This window comes from Vitreoscilla stercoraria DSM 513, assembly GCF_000382305.1.
Taxonomy (GTDB): domain Bacteria; phylum Pseudomonadota; class Gammaproteobacteria; order Burkholderiales; family Neisseriaceae; genus Vitreoscilla; species Vitreoscilla stercoraria.
The window spans coordinates 12,231-34,905 of sequence record NZ_KB908024.1 but is presented as its reverse complement, the minus strand read 5'-3'; the positions used below and the strand labels follow the sequence as shown (position 1 = coordinate 34,905).

General features: G+C 44.2%; 21 protein-coding genes. 8 read left to right on the top strand and 13 right to left on the bottom strand.

The window, feature by feature from the left end; all coding sequences use genetic code 11:
• Positions 1–70: 70 nt before the first annotated feature.
• Genes groL through groES form a run of 3 tightly spaced genes read right to left on the bottom strand, consistent with a single transcriptional unit; the run spans position 71 to position 2,421 of the window.
• Positions 71–1,708, bottom strand: a complete 1,638-nt coding sequence (groL, locus tag H150_RS0106310; protein WP_019958213.1) for a chaperonin GroEL — start codon at positions 1,706–1,708, stop codon at positions 71–73.
• 27 nt (positions 1,709–1,735) lie between these two features.
• Entirely contained in the window at positions 1,736–2,128 is a 393-nt protein-coding gene (locus H150_RS0106305; protein WP_019958212.1) for a DUF1883 domain-containing protein, read from the bottom strand.
• A 5-nt stretch (positions 2,129–2,133) separates the two neighbouring features.
• Entirely contained in the window at positions 2,134–2,421 is a 288-nt protein-coding gene (gene groES, locus H150_RS0106300; protein ID WP_019958211.1) for a co-chaperone GroES, read from the bottom strand.
• A gap of 302 nt (positions 2,422–2,723) precedes the next feature.
• On the opposite strand from groES, the gene ppc reads away from it, so the two are divergent.
• Both ppc and H150_RS0106290 read left to right on the top strand, forming a co-directional pair.
• On the top strand, positions 2,724–5,432 hold the full coding sequence (gene ppc, locus H150_RS0106295) for a phosphoenolpyruvate carboxylase (protein WP_019958210.1): 2,709 nt from the start codon (positions 2,724–2,726) through the stop codon (positions 5,430–5,432).
• A gap of 78 nt (positions 5,433–5,510) precedes the next feature.
• On the top strand, positions 5,511–6,245 hold the full coding sequence (locus tag H150_RS0106290; protein ID WP_019958209.1) for an HAD-IA family hydrolase: 735 nt from the start codon (positions 5,511–5,513) through the stop codon (positions 6,243–6,245).
• 64 nt (positions 6,246–6,309) lie between these two features.
• Here H150_RS0106290 and H150_RS0106285 read toward each other — a convergent pair whose 3' ends face one another.
• The 7 genes from H150_RS0106285 to H150_RS0106255 all read right to left on the bottom strand — a co-directional run bounded on the left by H150_RS0106285 (position 6,310) and on the right by H150_RS0106255 (position 14,762).
• Positions 6,310–7,257 carry a GlcNAc-transferase family protein gene (locus H150_RS0106285; RefSeq protein ID WP_019958208.1) on the bottom strand — a complete coding sequence of 316 codons (948 nt, stop codon included), beginning with the start codon at positions 7,255–7,257 and terminating at the stop codon, positions 6,310–6,312.
• 67 nt (positions 7,258–7,324) lie between these two features.
• Positions 7,325–10,435 (bottom strand): autotransporter outer membrane beta-barrel domain-containing protein, encoded by a 3,111-nt coding sequence (locus H150_RS0106280; protein ID WP_019958207.1) that lies wholly within the window; start codon positions 10,433–10,435, stop codon positions 7,325–7,327.
• Between the two features lie 608 nt (positions 10,436–11,043).
• On the bottom strand, positions 11,044–11,403 hold the full coding sequence (gene speD, locus H150_RS0106275; protein WP_019958206.1) for an adenosylmethionine decarboxylase: 360 nt from the start codon (positions 11,401–11,403) through the stop codon (positions 11,044–11,046).
• A gap of 9 nt (positions 11,404–11,412) precedes the next feature.
• Positions 11,413–11,562: a hypothetical protein gene (locus H150_RS15100; protein WP_019958205.1), complete on the bottom strand. Its 150-nt coding sequence runs from the start codon at positions 11,560–11,562 to the stop codon at positions 11,413–11,415.
• A 19-nt stretch (positions 11,563–11,581) separates the two neighbouring features.
• Positions 11,582–13,216 (bottom strand): DUF4178 domain-containing protein, encoded by a 1,635-nt coding sequence (locus H150_RS13895; protein ID WP_019958204.1) that lies wholly within the window; start codon positions 13,214–13,216, stop codon positions 11,582–11,584.
• 15 nt (positions 13,217–13,231) lie between these two features.
• Entirely contained in the window at positions 13,232–14,350 is a 1,119-nt protein-coding gene (locus H150_RS0106260; protein ID WP_019958203.1) for an SPFH domain-containing protein, read from the bottom strand.
• A 13-nt stretch (positions 14,351–14,363) separates the two neighbouring features.
• Positions 14,364–14,762 (bottom strand): DUF350 domain-containing protein, encoded by a 399-nt coding sequence (locus tag H150_RS0106255; protein WP_019958202.1) that lies wholly within the window; start codon positions 14,760–14,762, stop codon positions 14,364–14,366.
• A 162-nt stretch (positions 14,763–14,924) separates the two neighbouring features.
• Here H150_RS0106255 and H150_RS0106250 point away from each other — a divergent pair, with 162 nt between their 5' ends.
• From H150_RS0106250 to H150_RS0106240, 3 genes are read left to right on the top strand one after another with little or no spacing between them, the layout of a single operon-like run.
• Positions 14,925–16,463 (top strand): polyamine aminopropyltransferase, encoded by a 1,539-nt coding sequence (locus H150_RS0106250; protein WP_019958201.1) that lies wholly within the window; start codon positions 14,925–14,927, stop codon positions 16,461–16,463.
• A complete protein-coding gene (locus H150_RS0106245; RefSeq protein WP_019958200.1) occupies positions 16,460–18,103 on the top strand; it encodes an FAD-dependent oxidoreductase in 1,644 nt (547 codons plus the stop codon). The genes H150_RS0106250 and H150_RS0106245 overlap by 4 nt, the downstream gene beginning before the upstream one ends.
• 58 nt (positions 18,104–18,161) lie before the next feature.
• Positions 18,162–18,605 (top strand): hypothetical protein, encoded by a 444-nt coding sequence (locus H150_RS0106240; RefSeq protein WP_019958199.1) that lies wholly within the window; start codon positions 18,162–18,164, stop codon positions 18,603–18,605.
• A gap of 41 nt (positions 18,606–18,646) precedes the next feature.
• On the opposite strand, the gene H150_RS13890 is transcribed toward H150_RS0106240, so the two are convergent.
• Positions 18,647–19,111 carry a TlpA family protein disulfide reductase gene (locus H150_RS13890; protein ID WP_081619554.1) on the bottom strand — a complete coding sequence of 155 codons (465 nt, stop codon included), beginning with the start codon at positions 19,109–19,111 and terminating at the stop codon, positions 18,647–18,649.
• 161 nt (positions 19,112–19,272) lie between these two features.
• On the opposite strand from H150_RS13890, the gene H150_RS0106230 reads away from it, so the two are divergent.
• From H150_RS0106230 to H150_RS0106220, 3 genes are all read left to right on the top strand, one after another.
• Positions 19,273–19,584 (top strand): hypothetical protein, encoded by a 312-nt coding sequence (locus tag H150_RS0106230; RefSeq protein ID WP_019958197.1) that lies wholly within the window; start codon positions 19,273–19,275, stop codon positions 19,582–19,584.
• A 43-nt stretch (positions 19,585–19,627) separates the two neighbouring features.
• Positions 19,628–19,927 (top strand): hypothetical protein, encoded by a 300-nt coding sequence (locus H150_RS0106225; RefSeq protein WP_019958196.1) that lies wholly within the window; start codon positions 19,628–19,630, stop codon positions 19,925–19,927.
• A gap of 244 nt (positions 19,928–20,171) precedes the next feature.
• Complete coding sequence (locus H150_RS0106220) at positions 20,172–20,852, top strand: toxin-antitoxin system YwqK family antitoxin (RefSeq protein ID WP_026353526.1); 681 nt, start codon at positions 20,172–20,174, stop codon at positions 20,850–20,852.
• Positions 20,853–20,907: 55 nt separating this feature from the next.
• On the opposite strand, the gene sugE is transcribed toward H150_RS0106220, so the two are convergent.
• Both sugE and niaP read right to left on the bottom strand, forming a co-directional pair.
• A complete protein-coding gene (gene sugE, locus H150_RS0106215) occupies positions 20,908–21,222 on the bottom strand; it encodes a quaternary ammonium compound efflux SMR transporter SugE (protein ID WP_019958194.1) in 315 nt (104 codons plus the stop codon).
• 34 nt (positions 21,223–21,256) lie between these two features.
• Positions 21,257–22,576, bottom strand: a complete 1,320-nt coding sequence (niaP, locus tag H150_RS0106210) for a niacin transporter NiaP (protein ID WP_026353525.1) — start codon at positions 22,574–22,576, stop codon at positions 21,257–21,259.
• Positions 22,577–22,675: the final 99 nt, after the last annotated feature.

Here is a 22,675-nt window from a genome sequence, read left to right as displayed (position 1 = left end):
ATACGCATTATAACTGACAAATAAAAAACCCCGCCTAAGCGAGGTTTTTTTAAACATATAGCTACATGAATTACATCATGCCGCCCATGCCACCCATACCACCCATATCAGGCATTGCAGGTTTGTCTTCAGGGATTTCAGCTACCATCGCATCAGTGGTCAAAATCAAGCTAGCGATAGACGCTGCGTGTTGCAATGCAGAACGTGTCACTTTAGCAGGATCCAATACACCCATTTCCAACATGTCGCCGTATTCGCCCGTGCCAGCGTTGTAACCGAAGTTGCCTTCGCCTTTCAACACTTCGTTTACCACCACGCTAGGCTCGTCGCCTGCGTTTTGAACGATTTGGCGCAAAGGCTCTTCAATCGCGCGCAATACAATTTTGATACCCGCATCTTGTTCAGCGTTGTCACCTTTTAATTCAACCAAAGCCGAACGAGCGCGCAACAAAGCAACGCCACCGCCAGGTACCACACCTTCTTCAACCGCAGCGCGAGTCGCATGCAACGCATCGTCCACACGGTCTTTTTTCTCTTTCATTTCAACTTCAGTTGCTGCGCCAACTTTGATCACTGCAACGCCGCCTGCCAATTTGGCAACACGCTCTTGCAATTTTTCTTTGTCGTATTCGCTGGTTGAAACTTCGATTTGTTGACGGATTTCTTTCACACGTGCGTCAACCACTTCTTTGCCACCCACACCATCAATCACGGTGGTGTTTTCTTTGCCCACTTCGATGCGTTTGGCTTGACCCAAATCTTCCAAAGTGGCTTTTTCCAAAGACAAGCCTACTTCTTCAGCAATCACAGTACCACCGGTCAAAATCGCGATGTCTTGCAACATGGCTTTGCGACGGTCACCGAAACCAGGTGCTTTAACAGCAACGGTTTTCAAAATGCCACGGATATTGTTCACCACCAAAGTTGCCAACGCTTCGCCATCAACGTCTTCAGCGATGATCAACAAAGGGCGGCTGGTTTTAGCCACTTGTTCCAAAACTGGCAACAATTCGCGGATGTTGCTGATTTTTTTGTCGTACAACAATACAAATGGCGCATCCAATTCAGCGATTTGTTTTTCAGCATTGTTGATGAAGTAAGGAGACAAATAGCCGCGATCAAACTGCATGCCTTTCACCACTTCTACTTCGTTTTCCAAAGATTTGCCATCTTCAACAGTGATCACGCCTTCTTTGCCTACTTCGTTCATCGCTTGAGCGATGATGTCGCCGATAGAAGTGTCAGAGTTAGCAGAAATAGACGCCACTTGCGCAATTTCTTTTGATTTTTCTGGAACTGGTTTGGCAATCACTTTCAATTCTTCAACCAAAGCGTTGACCGCTTTGTCGATACCGCGTTTCAAGTCCATAGGATTCATGCCCGCAGTCACGTATTTCATGCCTTCAGCCACAACCGCTTGAGCCAATACTGTTGCAGTAGTAGTGCCGTCACCTGCGATGTCGTTGGTTTTAGAAGCGACTTCTTTCACCAATTGCGCACCCATATTTTCGAATTTGTCTTTCAATTCGATTTCTTTGGCCACAGATACACCGTCTTTGGTGATGTGTGGGCCACCGAATGCACGGTCCAATACCACGTTGCGGCCTTTAGGACCCAAAGTCACTTTTACTGCGTTGGCCAAAACGTTTACGCCTTCAACCATTTTTTGACGGGCGTCGTTGCCAAATTTAACTTCTTTTGCTGCCATGGTGCGTCTCCAAAAATTAATCTATATTCAATTGAAATTCATAATGCGATAAGCGACTTCGTATTGGTCATCCGGATTGACTGGGCGAGCCGCCAAAAACCATTTGCCATCGAATGGGATTTGGAACAAATGGCGAGCCGCCGTGATACCAAAGCCACCTAAGTATTGATGCTGTTGACCTGTTTTGTAAGCTTCAAAATTGGTCTCATCAAAAACGAACAAATCTATCGGCGCGCCGTCATGTCCAATTTCCACGCCTTGCTTACCACCGTCTAATTGACCTAACTCCCAAAAACGAAACACAAACGTATCTTGGCTTTCACCAGCGACCGAAGTCGCAGTTTGTTCATTTTCATGTAATGGGCGTGGCGCAGTGTCTGTGACAACGGCTTTTTTAGCCGCAGGTGCTCGTTTTGCCATGATGATTAACCCATGATAGCGAAGACTTCGTCTTCTTTCATTACCAACAATTCTTGACCGTCAATTTTCACGGTTTGGCCTGAATATTTACCAAAAATCACTTTGTCGCCAACTTTCACATCCAAAGCTTGGCGTTCGCCGTTGTCATTGCGTTTGCCCGCGCCAACAGCCACAACTTCACCCATATCTGGTTTTTCAGCCGCAGCACCTGGCAATACGATACCAGAAGCGGTTTTTTCTTCAGCTTCAACACGTTTAACAACAATGCGGTCATGTAAAGGACGAATAGCCATGTGTAACTCTCCAAAATAAACGAGTGCGGATTATCCGCGTTGAATCATAATCTATGATAAGTGCGCCATTCTCATATTTCATATTTGATGAGAATACTTGCAACAACCTCTGATGCACGAGATAAGGCTGATATAGACAAATTCAAGTGCTTGCCTTAAAAAAAAATTCCTTAATATTTCAAACAATTAACAATTAAGCCTTGATAAAACACACTAATTTAGATGCTAATAGACTGAAATCAATACAATAATTTGATGATATCAGTTGTAGGACTCAATTCGTTTTGAAAGGAATGGTTGGTATGTTGTTACACTCGTTGCTCAGCAACCCTAAAGACGCACCGCTTTTAGCCGATGTGTCTTTCTTAAGTGGCGCTTTATTGCATGTTTTAGAGCATGAAACCGATGCCACGGTCTTAAAAGTGGTAAATGAGTTATTGCGCACACAAGACGCAGCAAGCACTTTGAAAACATGGTTGCCGACGCTGAACGACACCCAAACCGAACAATTGATTCGTGCATGTAGTTTGTTTGCGCAAGTGTTCAATATCGCTGAAGATACCCATCACGAACGCCGCCGCTTAAGCCACGAACAAGAAGGCGATTTGCAACATTCTGGCAGTTTGCGCGCCACCGTAGCGGCTTTAAAACCCAAATTAAGCCGCCAACAATTACAGGACGCTTTGAATGAAACGCAAATTTCTGCGGTTTTGACAGCGCATCCTACCGAAGTACAGCGCCAAACCATTTTGGGCATCAACCGCCACATTCGCACCATTTTAGACCAACGCTCTCGCACCTTAAGCAACCACGATTTGGAAGATTTGGAATGGAACATCCGCGCCACTTTACTAACATTATGGCAAACCAATGAAACGCGCTGGTTCAAAATCACGGTGGAAGACGAAATCAGCAATGGTTTGGGTTATTTCAATTTGAGTTTTTTACAAGCCTTACCCAAGCTTTATCGCAATATGCAACGCACCTTACAGGACGCTTATCCTGATATTCAATTGCCGAATATTTTGAATATTGGCGGTTGGATTGGCGGCGACCGCGATGGTAATCCGAATGTCAGTGCCGATACTTTGCGCTTTGCATTTTTAAAACAAGCCGATGTGATTTTTCACCATTACCGTGATGAATTGGCTGAACTCTACAAAGAATTGCCTTTATCAGACCGCCGTGTGCGTGTCAGCCCTGCGGTGCGTGCATTGTCAGATGCCTCTCCTGATTTGGAACGTGCCCGTCATGAAGAACCTTATCGCAGAGCCCTTGCAACCGTGGTGGCGCGCCTCGTAGCTTCAGGACGCTCATTGGGTTTGACTTTGGGTTCGCGCGTGGGCTTGTTAGAGCCTTATGCACAAGTGGAAGATTTTATTGCAGATTTGGAAGCCATCGCCGACTCACTCACACAAAACGGCAGCCGTTTGCTGGCTCAAGGTCGCTTGCAACAATTGATTCGTGCCGCATCGGTGTTTGGTTTTTACTTGATGCCATTGGATTTGCGCCAACACGCTGCACACCATGCAGATACAGTTGCCGACTTGTTCAAACATGCAGGTTTGGAAGATTTTTTAAGTTTGGACGATGCCCAGCGCAGCCAAGTATTACTGCGTGAATTGTCGAATCAACGCCCTTTATTCAACCGCTTTGTCACTTACAGTGCCGAAACCCAGCGTGAATTGGCGATTTTTCAGGCCGCTTACGAGATTAAAAACCGCTTTGGTGAAAATGCCATCAACCAATCGATTATTTCCAACTGCGAAACCGTCAGCGACATGTTGTGCTTGGCTTTGTTGTTGAAAGAATCGGGATTATTGTCGGTAGACGATGATGGCAAACCAAGCGCACGCGTAAACATCGTGCCTTTGTTTGAAACCATCGAAGCCTTAGAAGGTTGTATTGTGGTGATGGACGATTTGTTTGGCTTGCCTTGGTACCAAGCTTTGCTGCAAAGCCGTGACAATCGCCAAGAAATCATGCTTGGCTACTCAGACAGCAATAAAGACGGCGGTTACGTCACCAGCCAATGGTGTTTGTACCAAGCCGAAGCGCAATTGGTCGAAGTATTTGCCAAACACAATGTCAAAATGCGCTTGTTCCATGGTCGTGGTGGCAGCGTGGGTCGTGGTGGTGGTCCCTCTTACCAAGCGATTTTGGCGCAACCTGTTGGCTCGGTGGCAAACCAAATTCGTATTACCGAACAAGGTGAAGTCATTTCTGCCAAATACACCGATGAAGGCAATGCGCAGCGCAATTTAGAAGCGTTTGTGGCGGCAACTTTGGAAGCGAGCTTATTGCCGCATACCACTGAAAACCCTGATACTGAATTGATGCAAGCCTTGTCAGATGCAGCATTCAAGCATTACCGTCAATTGATTACCCATTCAGGTTTCATTGATTTCTTCTTACAAATCACACCAATTGAAGCAATTGCCTCGTTGAATATTGGCAGCCGCCCCGCTTCGCGCAAAACCTTGGCGCGCATTCAAGATTTGCGTGCGATTCCTTGGGTATTCTCTTGGACGCAAACCCGTTTGATTTTGCCCGCTTGGTATGGTTTTGGTACCGCCGTACAAACCGTGTGCGAACAAAATCCCGACGCTTTGAACATTTTACGCCACCAAGCCAAACATTCGGCATTCGTCCAAGCGATGTTATCCAACATGGAACAAGTATTGGCCAAAACCGATTTGGACATTGCCCGTTCGTATATTTCATTGGGTCAAGATGCAGAACAAGCACAAGTCATTTTCGGCTTGATTGAAGAAGAATACCAACGCAGCCGCCAAGCTTTGGCAGACATTTTGGGCTCACAACAATTGTTGGTACACAATCGCTCTTTGGCTCGCTCTTTGGCGTTGCGCATGCCATTTTTGAATGCTTTGAATTGGCTGCAAATTCATTTATTACACCAGCTCAAAGCAGAGCCTGAACGCACCAATACGTTGAATTTGGTGCACGGCACGATTAACGGCATTGCCCAAGGCTTACGCAACACAGGTTAAAACTTTTTCAGCCCATTCTATATGAATGGGCTTTTTTGTCGCAGCAACACTTTTCACACACATTTAGAAAGGTTGTTTATGTTAGATTTAACCGCTTACTCGGCATTGAGTTTTGATGTTTACGGTACGTTGATTGATTGGGAAGCAGGCATTGCCGCTGTGTTGTCAGCTTGGGCGAAAAAACAAGGCTCCGATTTGGATGATGAGGCTTTGTTATTGGCTTATGCCGATCACGAAGCCGCTGTAGAAGCTGAGTACCCAAGTTTGGCTTATCCTGAAGTGTTACAGGCCGCTTTTCGCCGCACCGCCAAAACCTTGAATTTGCCTATTAACGATGCCGATGTCCAAGCTTTAGGACGTTCCGTACCACAATGGCCTGCGTTTGCAGATTCGGCTGAAGCTTTGCAGCGTTTGAAACAACATTACAAACTCATCATTTTATCAAATGTGCATGAAGAAGGTGTTGCCGGCAGCATCCAACATTTGCAAGTGGATTTTGACCAAATCAATACCGCTCAAGCCATTGGTTCTTACAAGCCAAGCGCACGCAATTTTCAATTTTTATTGGAACGCATTACCGATTTAGAGGTTGAAAAAGCGCAATTATTGCATGTGGCGCAATCTTTATTTCACGACCATGTTCCTGCCAAAGCCGTCGATTTAGACACAATTTGGATCAATCGCCGCCATGACAAACCCGGTTGGGGCGCAACACCTGACCCAAAAGCCGAAGTCACACCTGATTTGGCGTTTCCATCTTTGGCAGCATTTGCCGATGCAGTGGATGCAGCTTTTGCACCAGTCAACAGCTAATCAACTGAGCAGACAAAATAAGCGTCCTGTAAAGTTTACAGGACGCTTATTTATGGACTCAATATCAACCGTATTGCTTACCGCTTCTGGCTCGCTCGGTGAGCAATTGACGTCTAAAATGAATGCCTGAAAAAGATTGGTATTCATCCAAACTGCGCTCAAAACCCATGCCATAATGCTCTAAATACTGCAATGCGCGTGGGTCATCAACGGCCTTAATGCGCATCAAATGACGACAGCGCTGTTGTGCCAACATGTCTTTCAAACGCCATTCTTTGTGGTCTTGCCAATGCAATGGGCGTTTATTTAAATTTTTATAGTCATGCCACATAAATGGCTGATTCGGTAAATACAAATTATAACCATGCGTCCACAAACGTGCGGCATAGGTAATTTCTTCGCCATGAAAATAAATATAAGGATCATATGGTACTTGCTTGAAAATACGGCTCGCACCAAACATACAACCTGCTGCCACAAATGCTGTTTTAGAACACGTTTCAGGCGCGTGACGCAAATCAATCGCACCTGAAGTGACATCAGGCAATTGGGTGTTGCGGAAGCTTTGTACATTAAAATACGTGTACATTTGCGGATCCAACGAATTTTTCTCCGTATCCAAACCCATAGGATAATGGGTAATGATGGCATTTTCATCCTTCAATTTGGCGTACATATTTAAAACCGTCGTATCCCAACCTTCGGCAAAACGGCTGTGACTGTCAATTTGCAAGGCAAAATCTTGGTCGCCTAACAATTTATTCCACACATAACCACGCGCCCAACAAGCGCCTTGTGCCTCTGTATAGTCCAAAATGTGTTGCAACACTTGTGGATGGTTGTGTACCAGACAATCCTTGTCTTTTTGTAAGTGTACTTGGTTAAAAATACCAATAAAAATACGTTCTGGGTGATCTGCATTTTCCAACAAAGACCGTACAGTCGTGGGCAATTGTGGATCCCGATATGCAGCAATGGATACAAAAATAGAAGCTTGATCTAAATGTTTCATAATGATATTAATAATATATATTTTTGTAAATTGAGCCCACAGTGGATGGGCTCAATTTATTGTACGACTAAAAATGATAACGAACACCTATCTGTCCGCTGGCTTTGCGATAACCTGAGTCACCCCATTGCATACCAGCACCAGCCCAAACTTCTGTTTGCGCCCCTACTTGTGCCACTACACCGACTTGCGTATCTACTACTTTACGTTGACCATCAAATATTACACGATGATGGTCCATTTCAACCGATAAATTTCGATTTTGCTGATATACATTGACTTCAGCATACGGTTTGATGCGTGAATTCTGACCCACAGCCATATCGGCCTGTACTTTCACACCCGCACCCACACGCCATAAAGCCTTATTGTTGGTTTTCACCTCAGTCCCATCGCTCAAAGTCACGCTATTGGCTTTGATATTGTGATGATCGACCATCACTTGTGGCTGTATGCTAAAGCGTGAACCCTTGGCATTGGTATGTTCAAAACCATAAGATACTTTGTTTTGCACACTCACGCCTTTGGCAGCATATTTTACCGCTGCGGCATTTTCACCATTGAGTTCATAATCAAATTGATTCCACAAAATTTGGCTACTCACTTTTAAGCCTTTGCCTGAATCAGGTTGTTGTGCATACTCTGCATACGCACCAGCGGCATAAGCTGTGGTTTTGCCTTTGGATTCATACACCGTAATTTTAGAGCGGCTGCGTGAATCATATTGACCATAAGCGGCAGTCACGCCCACTTGAAAATGATCATTACCAATGATTTTCACGCCTGTTTGCACCGCATCATACGTCGCATCCAAACGCACTTGTTTGCCACCCACATCATAATGCTCATCATCACGGCGATAAGCCACCCAAACGTCTTTTTGATTGCCTAAATTATTCACATTGCGCTGCTGAAATTGGCGACGCGCACCCAAAGTATGCATATCAAACAATTGATGCACTGCCACTTGATGACCAATGACAGTCGCCGCTTCAGGACGGTATACAGGCGTAGCAACTATGGCAGACGGTACTGGCTGACTCGGCTGATTCGATTGCGCAAGATTACCTGTCACCGTCTCTGTATCAGTATCCGTAACATTTGGCACCGCTTCCACCAAACCACTTTCAGGCTGATTAGGCTTATTTTCTGTCTGTGGTAGCACAGGCTCATTGGCAACTGAATTAGACCCCAAAGAACCATTGTTTTGCACTGGCGGTGTTTGCGGTTGAGTATCTTGCAATTGATCGATTTCAGGTTGAGCTGGCTGACTTTCCGTTGGTTTGGATGTCAAAGAGCCATTGTTTTGCAATGGTGGCGTTTGTGGTTGAGAATCTAACGACTCATCGGCTTCAGGTGTCAATGGACTATTGGTTGCCACAGGTGTTTCAGGTTTGGTGACTTCTGTTTTCAAATACCAATTATTGGCATTGGTTTGGCCTCGTTGTAATTGGTATTCATACGCTCCTGCAGTAATCCGACCGACTTGTTTAAACTGCGCTTTGGAATCACCTTTGACCGCAATCAACAAATAACCATCGGCTTCGGCTTGGCGATTGGCAATCAAACCATTCGCACCGCCCGCTTGGCGCACAGACACCGCACTCTCGCCACTGCTATTGCCATGAATGTTCACAGAACCCATTTGTACTTGATCTGCTACAGACAAATGCGCATACACATCCATGTGACTGCCTGTTTCACCATGATAGTTGCCTAAAACATCCAGCTCACTGTTCACATGTGCCAAAGAAACACGGCCTGCATTGTTCAAGTTTTTAACCGAAGCTTTCACGTCTCCAACGACCAAATTGGCATCTTGGTAAACATGAAAACTAGAATTCACATTGCTACCATTGACCACCACCGTACCTGCATGCACATTGCTGTTGCCGCGATAGGTATTGTGGCCATTGAGCACCAAGACACCGCGACCCTTTTTATCAAAACCACCCGCAGCCCTACTGACTGAGCGGTCATCGCCAATGTTATTGTCAAAATATGCCGTTTGTTCTTGGGGAATGTCCAATTCACTTTGACCCCAAGCAAATTGTCCATAACCACCGATGGCAGCATCACGGTTTACCGCACCCCAACCTGTTTGCTCGTCAATGCCTGCAGCACCAATATCATCAGCAGTACCGAGCACCACTTCAAATATGTTCTTCGCACTCATCCATGGATAACGCTGCTCAACCAAACCTGCAATCGCTGTAACATTCGGCGCCGCCCATGACGTACCATAATATTCACCATAGCGAATATTGCTAGCTTCATCACGCAAGAAATCTCCTTGCTCATCACGCAGTGCTGGTCCTTGTGGCGCAGCAACACAGTAATACATACTGATATTACAATGCTGAATATCATCCGCCGCATCAGTCGCTGTTTGATTTAGGCCGGTCACATTAATCCAATGGCCGTAATACTGCCCTTGGTACTTCAAAGCTTCATTTTTGTTGATAGAAGCGGTGTATTCAATTAAAGGCGCATATGCAAACGTGCTTGGCCAATCATTGCCTGCCGCAGACACAACCAAAGCATTATTGGCTTTGATTTGATCATATTGTTTTTTGTATGAATTAAAAGGCACCAACGCATCGTTGTAATTGCCCCAAGCAGTACTGGTGCCAATGATTTTTACAGGACGCTCACTTGAGATTTTGACCACTGCATTGTAATAGTCTTCCAAACGTCCATTAAAACCTTCACCTTGCAACATGCCCACCAAAACATTGGCTTGAGGCGCTTGCTTTAAAATGGTGTAAGTCATCCAAGTACCATGTTCGCTCTGACTGGTTCGGATGTCATCGGTGAAATACAAACGACCGTCACTGTTTTGAGCGACAACCGCATTCACCGCCAAACCTTGTGTAATTTGATTGCGATGATTTCCCAATGCAAACATGGCATTGTCAAAACTGGTACCAGTATCCAAATATGCTACCGTGACACCACGACCATTAATGCCTTGACGCTCTAATAAAGATTTTTGCTGATAACTAGAAGAGGCATAGGCAACAGGACTGCCCAAACCAATGACCATTGCAGAAACCACAGATGCTTTAGATAAAGTCATACCATGAGCAGAGTCCACATCCACTGTGTGAATCACAACCCAATCTTGTGTTAACTCATTCCACTTTAAATGATAAACATTACCCGAGACACTTTTCATGACTACTCCATAATTTATAAAAAACAAAGACTTGTTTAAAATTCATACGCAATCATAGTTTCAAGAAAAAGCAAAGACACTTAGCCACTCAATACATCAGTGTCATTACTATTTTTTTGTGGGTGTTTTTAATCTACACTTGTCGGCATTCGATAAAATGGATTCAACCATTTCATCTATGGGGCCATTTGGATTCTTTATGATTTTTCTAGCTCGAAAAACTTATGCATATATGAACAATACAAGAGCGATGAATCATAGGCAAAAATTTGATTTATATCAAATAATTTACAGATGATTACCCATTAACAACATATCAACACTTTTGAAAAATCGCACTTAAAAGTTCCAAAATAAATGCAACTTATTGTTTTTAATTGACAAATAATTTATATTATATGCATATTTAATTTTTTAAAACCATTGGCATTTTGACTGAAAAACAACTTTCTAAAATAGCCTTTTCAAAATATGACTTAAATCAATTAAAAATAGTCAAATTTCGGCCATATAATTCACATCACCATCTGTTTTTATTCAAGAATTAATCATCTAATCATCTAATCATCTAATCATCTTATTAATTAAATATTAATGTCATAAAAAAATTAATTTAAGTTTGTTGGAAGACCGCGATTAATCATATTGATATTAATGAAATCAGACTGCATTTTGCTCTTAAGCAAACACAATGCCAATTCAATTTGATGTGACCCACACATAAAGATATCCAAAGCCGCATAAGCATGCTCTGGCCATGTGTGAATACTGATATGAGATTCTGCTAATAGCAAAACGCCAGTGACGCCACCACCCGCACCAAAAGTGTGAAAATGGCTGTTGATAATGGTCGCTCCTGCTGCGTGTGCAACTTCTCGCAGCAAAGCTTCGATGCGTACAGCATCTTTTGCCCATTCAATATCGATACCACTTACATCAAGTAAGCAGTGTTGCCCTGCTAACTGCATAAATCAACCTTATTTGTGCCAACCACCACTGCTTGGCGTGCGTACCACTGAACTGTTACCAGACTTTGAAGCGGTGCTACTGGTAGAAACCATAGAATAATTGATACTGGTACTGGCAACCAACAATGCTACCGCAGCCCAAGAAAAAAATCCCTTCATATTGATTCCTTATTTGACCTCAGGTATTTTTATTAAAAATCATTTTCAAAATCCAATGCACTATCAAGGTCACAATAATGACACCAAATAAGCCGTCCCCCATCAAACCCATCAGCATGGCAGGAAAATTCAAGACCAAATAAATCAAGAGCCAAATCATGGCTTTGTTAGAGCCTACGGCATTAGAAGCCGTATTGACAGCCGCAGCTCCTGCACCAGCATTAAAATGACTCGCCTCAACGCGCAAGGCATTTTGTGCCAATTGATTGGCTTGACCCAACTCCATTGGCTTGGCAATTTGATTGTTTTGAAACCATGCAGCCACTGCCGCAGCAGGAATTTCAGTCACAGCCGACCAAGATTGCTCAAATGCGGTCAAAGCAGCTGACAGTTTTTTCTTTTCAGTACCAAAATCTGTGTAATATGTAACGTCTTTCGGTGCCACATTCCAATAAAATGCCCCCGCGGCATATTGCACTTGTCCACCATAATCGTACAATAAGTTTACAGGACGCTTGTTATCGTTAATAGGACGCAAAGGCATTTGTAACTGTGGCCACGTATTCAAAGTCTTGGCAATGGCCCAACGATTGCCTGACATTTCAGTCAACCACAAAAAACCTTTTTCAGGCGCATACAATAAATACTCACACCAAGGATCGCCCTCAGGGACTAAGATTTTAGGTTGATTACCAGGATACAAAGTCGAACGTGCCGCATTGCCCGCCACTTCCGATTGTTTCATCGCACCAATGACCCACCATTGTTGCCTCATAATCGTCGCTTGGCTGCCCAGATTCAATGTAAAAGCGTTGTCTTGTTCCATGCGCATGTTGCGCGTTTCCACCACAACCGCTTGTTCTGCACTGAAATCAATCTGACTTTGACAATAATGACACACCACATGCGTGGCCACACCTGTCACCCATTGCACCGTACCACCGCAATTGGGACATTTACTGCCTTGTGCGCTGCCTTTTAAGCGGCCTGCACTTTCTTGAATTTGGTCTTTGGTACGCAAATTTTGCAAACCCAAAACCGATAATTCAACACCTTGCCCAATAAATACTTCAGGCCGCTTATTGTCATTGGTATAGTCTAACGTCATGAAAGTGTCGGTGCTACGACAATCGACCACTTTCGCCACTTCATTTTCAGGCACGATATACGGCAATTCACCTTCCGCAGCATAACGGCTGCGGTTGGCTTCGCGGATGTCTGCCACAGCATAAGACTTGGGTCCATAAGAAAACCAAGTGGCGCCAATTTGAATGTCTTCAAATTTGGGCAATTCGCCAATTTGCGCGGCGGTTTCGAGTTCGGTAAACACAAACAAATCAGCAGACTCAGACAACCACGTGCTGCGCCCGTCATGTAACAAAGCATGCCATTCATTCCAACTGCCACCTTCGTATTGCACTTGCAAGCGTCCCACCAAAGTGAACAACATGCCTTTGTAAGAACCGTTGGTGCCCACTTGCAAAGGCGAAAAGTCTTGCAACAATACCGAATGGCGACCTGAAGCGGCCAATTGCTCCCCGCTTCGCACCAACATCGAATGACAAGAGCCGCACACTACCGTAACGGCAGTAGCAGATTGCACCTCGACATTGGCACCACATTGAGGACAAGACGTATGAAACAAACTAGCCACGCTGAACCTTTACCGTTATCCCGTGATTTTTTTAATGACTTCCGCCTTGGCAGCATCAAAGTCATCCTGACTGATCAAACCTTGGTCTAACAAAGTTTTCAGTTGCATCAATTTACTCGCTAAATCTTCGCCACCGCCTGTTCCTACCGTCGCCGCACCTGCTGCGGCACCCGCGCCGACTGCTGCGGTTTGTTGAGGTAGCGTTGGTTGTTGATAAGGCTGTTGATAAGGCATTTGAGGCTGTTGTATACCGGGCATCATCGCTTGAGTCATGGCATTACCCATACCCATACCAGCGGCAATGCCTGCGCCAATACCTGCAATCCCACCCTCATTTTGTGCTGCCATGGGAATGGCTTGGGCAGTTTGAAATTGGGTATAGCGTGACATATCGCCAATAATGCCCATACCCATGCGCTCGTCCATGCGTTTTTGCAAAGCTTCAGGCAAGGTCACGCTTTCAACGGTAAAGCTTTCTAGCAACAAACCAATGCGTGCAAACAAAGGTTGCAGCAATTCTGTCATTTTGTGTGACAAACCAACTTGATTGGCCGCCATGTCCAAAAATGGAATGCCTGAAGTACCAAACGCCGAAGCCAAATTGGTCACAGCCAAATTGCGCAATTGTTCTTCTAATTGATTGCCACGATATTCTACTGTCACGCCTGTCACTTCACGGAAAAACAAAGAAGGGTCAGCAATACGGAATGAATACATGCCAAACGCACGCACCGCCACCGCACCAAAATCACTGTCACGAATGGTGACAGGCTGAGACGTGCCCCAACGACGTGACAATTGTTGGCGCATATTGAAGAAATACACATCCGACTTGAACGGCGACTCAAACATTCTTGACCAGTTTTTCAAGTTGGTCAAAATGGGTAAGTTTTGTGTGGTGAGTTTATAAGTACCCGCTGTAAATACATCGGCTGTCACGCCTTCGTCCACAAACATCGCCGCTTGCGAATCTCGTACTGTTAAGCTAGCGCCGTTTTGAATTTCCTCATCTTGAATCGGAAAACGCCACATTAAGACTTCAGGTTCAGGATTGGGCCATTGAATGACATCAATGAATTGTTTCTTGATGAAACCACCTACATCCGCACCGCCAAAAATGGATTTAAAAACCATAATGTCATTCCTTTTAACTTAATGAAGCGGCATTTAAAATACCGATGGATACCGACAAGCCCAAAAACAAAATACCCACAGCCACATTGTTATTGCGCAATTGTTCATCGGCATCTGGTATCAAACGCGTCGCCACAAAATACACCAAAATTTGAATCACGGCCGCAGCAGCACCCCAAATCACAAAACTGAGCATGCCAACAGATTGCATCATGCTTGAAATCAAAGTGATACAAAAACCTATCAGCGCCCCACTGAAAGACAAAGCACACGCCACATTACCTTCTTTGATGGCAGCCAATTCCCGAATCGGCGTGATGCGTGTATACACCGCCGCAAACACCACCAACATGATTAAGGCGACGCCAAAATATTTCAAATACAGTAAATATTGCCAAATTGCGATTTCCATCGTTGCATCCATTTCAGTATATTGGCACTAAATGTAGCCTAAAAACATCCAATTGTATACAAAACAATCATTCCAAACATGAACATATCATACGTAATTTTCAAACATTTTTAATTTTACAGGACGCTTTTACATGCTATTTACATCAAAATTTGTGTTAGCATGCCTGCACTTTTCTTGGTGGAAAAACCTGTGAATCCCGCTTTAATCATCTCTGTTTTCATTGTCGCAAGCTGTGGTTTGGCCTATGAGCTCATCATGGCTGCTTTGGCCAGCTATTTGTTAGGCGATTCTATCTTACAATTTTCCACCATCATCGGCCTGTATTTGTTCTCAATGGGCATCGGTTCGCATTTAACCCGCTACATCTCAGACGAGCATGCTCTCACCCGTTTTATTGAAACCGAAATGCTTGTCGGCATCATCGGCGGCATATCGGCTTTGGCACTGTTTGTTTTGTTTGGTTTTTCTGCCGCGCCATTTCGCATCATTTTATATGGTTTAGTCATTATTGTTGGTACGGTTGTGGGTATGGAAATTCCTTTGGTGATGCGGGTTTTACATCAACATCAAGCCGAATTCAAAGAAATTGTCAGTCGTGTACTGACGTTTGATTACATGGGCGCCTTGGCGGTGTCTTTGTTATTTCCATTGATTTTGGCACCCAAATTAGGCATGGCTCGCAGCGCTTTGTTGTTTGGTATTTTGAATGTGGGCGTGGCTTTAATCACTGCCAAAATTTTCAAACACGAATTACCATCTTATAAAAGCCTGCGTTTTCGTGGCAACATCATCATGTTGGTTTTATTGTGTTGTTTTTGGTATGCAGACCAAATCACTTACAAAGCCGAACAAAGTTATTTTGGCGATCCGATTGTGTATTCGAGCGCCTCGCCTTACCAGCGTTTGGTGGTCACACGTTGGCACAATGACACGCGCTTGTTCATCAACGGCAATTTGCAATTTTCGTCGATTGACGAAGCCCGTTACCACGAAGCCTTGGTTTTGCCGATTATGGAACAAAAAAACACCGTGAAAGATGTATTGATTTTGGGTGGTGGCGATGGTTTTGCGGCACGCGAAGTGTTGAAATACCCACAAGTCAATCACATTACCTTGGTCGATTTGGATCCTGAAATGACCAAGCTGTTTCGCACTTCTTCTGCCTTGACCCAACTCAATGCCAACGCCTTAAACCATCCCAAAGTCACCATCGTCAACAACGATGCGGCCAAATGGCTAGAACAAGCCACCCAAACTTTTGATGCGATTATCATCGATTTGCCTGATCCATCCAATTTTTCATTGGGCAAATTGTATTCTGTACCGATGTATCGCATGGTCAAACGCCATCTCAACCCAAACGGCAATGTCGTGGTGCAATCGACTTCGCCTTATTTTGCGCCACAAGCGTTTTGGTGCATCGTCACCACCTTGGAAGCGGCAGGCTTAAGAACTTTGCCTTACCATGCTTATGTGCCTTCTTTTGGTGAATGGGGTTTTGTGATGGCATCGCTACAGGACGAGTTCCACATCCCCAAAACCTATCAAGTACCTACACAATTTTTAGATGCACAAACCACAGCACAAATGTTTTCATTTCCCAAAGACATGCCTCGCTTGAACGTGGAAGCCAATCATTTGAACACGCAACGTTTGGTCGAATATTTTGAATCCGATTGGCGAGCTGCAACACGATGATGAAACTCAGCCGCCGCCGTTTTTTAGGACATGTATTGGGTGCAGGCTTGCTTGGTGCTACTGGTTTGGGCTCTTACCGTCGGTTCAATCCTCAAACGCCACCCATTAGCATTGATTATCCCGGCATGGCTTTGGGGCATGCCATGCGCGACGCCATGCATGCATTGCCTCAAAACATCCCTGTCAAACAGGTTAAAGCGGTGATTGTTGGTAGCGGCGGTGCGGGTTTGTCGGCGGCGTGGCAATTTGCCAAACATGGCATGCACGATTATGTTTTACTCGATGGTCCTGAACGCAATGGCAACAATCGTGGCGAACATCATGGCGAGGTGTATTATCCAACGGGGGCGCATTATCTGCCTTTGCCTTCGCTCGAATCGACTCATATCGAAGAATTGCTACGCGACTTAAAGGTTTTTCAGGACGGTCAATACGATGAAAAAGCTTTGGTGCATGCGCCAACCGAGCGTTTGTATTTTGATGAACATTGGCAAAACACCATTGCGCCACACAAAAACGCTCAAAGCGAACGTTTTTTTGAACACATGCATCGCTTGAGTTTGCAACATGGTACGGACAACAAACGTGTGTTTGCCATGCCACTTGCCGCCTCTAGCTTGGATCAAACATGGCGCCAACTCGACCAAATGGTTTTTGCCACTTGGCTCAAGCAAGAACATTATGACGATGAAAGTTTGCTGTGGTATGCCGATTATTGTTGTCGCGATGATTATGGACAAGGCATACACCAAGTGTCGGCTTGGGCAGGCTTGCATTATTTTTGCGCGCGCACCCGTTTGGACGATGAACACGAACACAGCCACCAAGTATTGACTTGGTCTGATGGTTTGAACCATTTGAGCGAGCGCATACGCCAATATTGTCGCTTACAAACTTATCCCGATATTGCTGCTTACAGGACGCCTCAGCATCAAGCCGTGTCTTTGAATGCCAGTGCCATGAAGATTGAAGAAACCAAAGATGGCGTGAAAGTATTGGTCTACGATGGACAACAAGGTTGGTTGTATTTGCACGCTCAAACGGTGATTTGTGCCATGCCGTTGTACATTGCCGCGCGCGTGGTGAATGGTATTTCTCAATACGGATTTAATCCACGCGAACACATGCCTGAATATGCGCCGTGGTTGGTGAGCAATTTTATTTTTAAAGGCATGCCTGCTGAATACAGTGGTACGCCTTTGGCTTGGGACAATGTCGCCTATCAAGGGCAAGGTTTGGGCTATGTCGTGTCCACACATCAAGAATTGTGGCGAGGTCAACCGCCGTATACTTCATTCACCGCATACAATGCGCTCAATCATGACACACCTGCCAATGTTCGCCATTGGCTCATCAACAGCCGTCCTGAAACCATTTACCAACATGCCGCTGCCGAATTAGAAAGCATTTATGGTGTCGACATCCGCCGCCAAATGGTACAAGCACGCATCACCGTACGAGGGCATGCCATGGCAGTACCGACACCAGATTATTTGAGCAACACAGGTTTACAAGCCTTGCAAAAGCATACAGGACGCTTGCAGTTTGCTCACAGTGATTTGTCTGGTTATTCAGTTTTTGAAGAAGCATGTTGGTGGGGCAAACAAAAAGCTTTGCTTGCATTGGAACAATGGTTGTAAAACATGGCCTTACGATAACGAGCTGATGGTTATCATGCTTTTAAAATAAGGACTTATCATGTTGAAACTCTCTTTTTTAGTCTGCTGTGCAGTCTTGTCCATCAGCGCCTGTGGCCATCAAACCAAAGACACCGAATCGGCTGATCTGACTCAAGTCATACAAAATCAAACCAGCCACAGCAACAATTACGATCAAGAAATTGACACCACTCTCAAACACATGCAAGCACAACTGCCTTATCAAGCGGGCAACTTTATGGAAATATCCTCGCTAAAACGCACAGGTAAAGACATTCATTACAATTTCACCATTTTAAGCGAAGCCATCACGCCACAAATATTAAGCTTAGACAGCAACAAACAAGCCGCCATACAGCAATTGTGCGCTGAAAAAGACACCAAGAAATTTTTAGCAGCAGGTTACAAAATGCATTTTAATTATATATTTCGCAATCAAGAAACCATCACTTTGACAGTCAATCAATCCTCTTGCCATGCATAAACAAGCGTCCTGTAAACCTTACAGGACGCTTACAATAAGACTTAACGAATGTCTTTTAAATATTGTTCTAAATGTGACTTTTCAAGCTCACCAACCGATTGAGCAAGCAATTGACCTTTGGCATTCAAAAAATACGTGCTTGGCAAAGCTTGATAACCCAAAGCCTCTTGGGTCAATAAATTTTCATCTTGCCACACATTTTTTAAGTTCAACTGTTCTTGCGCCAAATAGCGTTCAATGGCATCGACTTTTTCACCTTGATTGATCAACACAAAAGTCACATCGGGATTTTGTTGTTGCGCCTCTTGCAATAAAGGCATTTCACGACGACAAGGCGCACACCACGTGGCCCATACATTGATCACGACTGGCTTGCCTTGCAAAGATTGCAACGTCACATATTGACCATCCAAATCTTGTACCTTGAGCTGTGGCGTGACTTTAGGCTCACCACAAGCACTTAAAACCATCACCATTGCCGCCACACACACTGCCATTAACTTCATTGTCCAACCACTTTCATATTGATTTTTGTATTTTTAATATCGCTGAATGTACACGTTATAATATTGAATTATAGTATTTTTACCCAACTTTATTTAGATGCTCATTAATGTCGCGTATAATAGCATTAAATAAATTTGCTGTTTTTAAAGAGGATAAGCGCATGAAACAATTGATTTTAGCGGCATCTTTATTGGCGTTAAGCACCTTAGCCATCGCCAATCCCAACAGCCCTGCCAACCGCTGTAAACGCTATGCTCATGCCAATTCATTTCAATTAACCATCAGCCAATTGTGTGGTGGCACAGCAAGCCAAACCTATCAAGATGTCATCAATGACCAATCTTGTGAAGCAGCTTTAGGCAGCAAAGAAGCCATTCAAGAACAGCAAAATTTACAAAGCAATGAATTGAAAAACGAGTATCAGCGTATTGGCGCACAACAATTTTGTTCTAAATATGCCAATCGCCGTTAACTTGATCATTGATTAACCATCATTTTTAACCATCGAGACATCCATGAAAGCTTTATTTAGCGCGATTTTAACTGTAGCAGTGATTGGTAGCAGTCAAATGGCAATGGCCAATTGCCAAGACATCGCTCGTGATTTATACACCGCTCAAGGCTATCAACAACGTTGTGCTTACCAATTAAAACAAACCAAAGTTTTGTCTGACAAACTCAAACAAGAATGTGCTCAAAATTTGAGTGGCGCCGACAAAAACAAACTGCTCAACGAAGCCAATCAGCAATTAGACCAAGTATTCAAAGGTTCTAAAAAAGACAGCTGCGAAGCAGGTCAAAAGAAATACAATTAAGCCCCCATCCATACATATTATCAAGCGTCCTGTAAACTTTACAGGACGCTTTTCATTGTACGCAAAACCGGTTTAGGCAGTTTGAATCAGTTTTCATCGTGTTGCACTCAAAAAGATTAATTTTAATCAGCCATGTCAATATCAAGAAACCATCAGCAAACATGACACTCAAATGTTTGTCTTTCAAATCACATTGCTTAAAATAGGTATTTGAAATGATGGTGAATCAATGAAAGGAATGAACATGCTTTATTTGTACTCAAAAGCCTTATTGTTAAGCCTGATTGTCATGGCTTTAAGTGCATGTCAAAGCCATGTTGCGCCCGATGCCAAACAACAAGTTGTCAAAACAGAAGAAAAAACATTGGCGTATTTTCAGAAAAATGGTCAATACTCCGCCCAAAACAACCAAGCGGCTTTTCGACGCACCCTGTATGGCAAAACTGCCCAGCATTATTGGGTGGTGCAAGACTTCTACCAACACACTCACACACCGCAAACCAATGCTTTTATCATTTTTGATGAACGTGGACTATACGAATGGGATACATTGCCTTTTATCGATGGCACTGTGGTTTTTTATTTTCCTGATGGCAGCAAAAAATCCACGGTGCATCTGCAAAAAGGACAAGCCATTGGCACCAAAGAAACGTATTACGCCAGCGGTGAAGTGTTTAAAAAACAATTTTTCAACGCACAACACGAAGCCACTCACGAAGATTATTTGTTGCCCGATGGTCGCATTTTGATGCGTCTAAATGCAGATGCAACCAATAAAGAGGGTTTTACCTATCAAGTTTATGATGAGCAAGGGCAGGCATACATTCCAACACCTGAAACCAAGGAATTGTTTTTACACGCCATTACCCATATCCAACAAGCTGAAATCGCTTTGCAACAAAAGCAAGAGGCTTTATCTGATTAACAAAATTCATTCAAAAGCGTCCTGTAATATTACAGGACGCTTTCATATATCCCCATCAAGAAGACAATTTCATCAAAACCAAACCACTGACTATCAAGACAGCAGCCAACACACGCATCATACTCAAGTGTTCGCCTAAGAACAAAATGCCAACAATGAAAGCCCCCGCCGCACCGATGCCTGTCCAAATGGTATAAGCCGTTCCCAATGGCAAGGTTTTCATCGAGGCAGACAGCAAAGCAAAGCTGGCAATCATCGCCACAATCGTCAACACGCTCGGCCACAAACGACTAAAACCATCTGAATATTTCATCGATGTCGCCCATACCACTTCTAGCAAGCCTGCGATAAGCAAAAAAATCCACGCCATTTTTAACGACCTTTCCGTTTTTTCATGATGGTATTTATTGGCTGATAGATTCCAAAGTGCGTCCCTTGGTTTCTTCGCCTAACACAGCCACTACCACCGCTACTGCAAACAAAACACCTGTAAACATCATAAACACATTGCTAAAACCATTGGGTGATACCATCATGCTGGTGACAACCATAGGCGCTAAAATACCGCCCATCCGCCCCACAGCCGAAGCCCAACCCGAGCCGAAAGCACGAATATTGGTTGGATATTGTTCTGGCGTATAGGTATACAGGACGCCCCAAGCACCCAAATTAAAGAAAGACAACAAGCAACCCCAAGTGATGATAGCCGCTTCAGAATTGGCACTGCTGAAGAAAAATGTACACACCGCACACGCTGCCATAAATGCCGCCAACGTGGTTTTACGACCCCATTTTTCGACCAACCAAGCTGCCACGACATAGCCTGGCAATTGTGCCAAAATCAAAATCAAAGTGTATTCAAATGATTGCACAATCGAATAGCCTTTTTGCACCAACAAGCTCGGCAACCATGTGAAAATACCGTAATAAGAGTAAACGATACCAAACCAAATTAACCACAACATCAAAGTACGACGAGCAAAGATTTTAGACCACAATTGCCCAAAACTGATATTCTTTTTTTCAGCCACAGGCGCAATTTCAATTGTCTTCACGACCTCAACGCCTGCTTCTTTTTCCAATTTGGATACAATTGCGTGCGCTTCTTCCAAGCGTCCTTTATGGATTAAATACGGAATGGATTCAGGCACCAATTTCCACAATACCAACACATACAACACAGGCAATCCACCGACCAAAAAAGCCGTGTGCCAATCGTGATTGGGAATGATGAAATAAGCAATCAAAGCCGCCACCAACCAACCTAAGCCCCAAAAGCTTTCCAACAATACAATGAAGCGTCCTCGTACATGCGCAGGAACGTATTCGCTGACCAAAGTCACCGCTACAGGCAATTGCCCACCCAAACCAATGCCCACAATAAAACGAAACACCAATAACCACGTTAGATTCGGTGCCAAACCACACAAAGCGGTGGCCACCGAATAAACCACCAAAGTCCCTGCAAATACGGTTTTTCTCCCTACTTTATCGGCAATGGCACCGGCAATCACTGCCCCCAAAGCCATGCCAATAAAACCCACGCTGACAATCCAACCTTTGTCGCTTGGTGCCAACTGCCAATCTTCTGCCAAACGTGTCATGATAAAAGCAATCAAGCCTGTATCCATCGCATCGAACATCCAACCCAAGCCGACTACCACCAACAAACGGTAATGAAACTTTCCTATGGGTAGCCTTTGTACCCGTGAGACCAAATCCATGTTTGTCCTTTTCCCTTCTTCAAACCATCAAAAATAGGATGTGATTGCGCCTACCGCCTCACATCCTAATTTGTACAAACCGCCTGATTCTCTATTGTA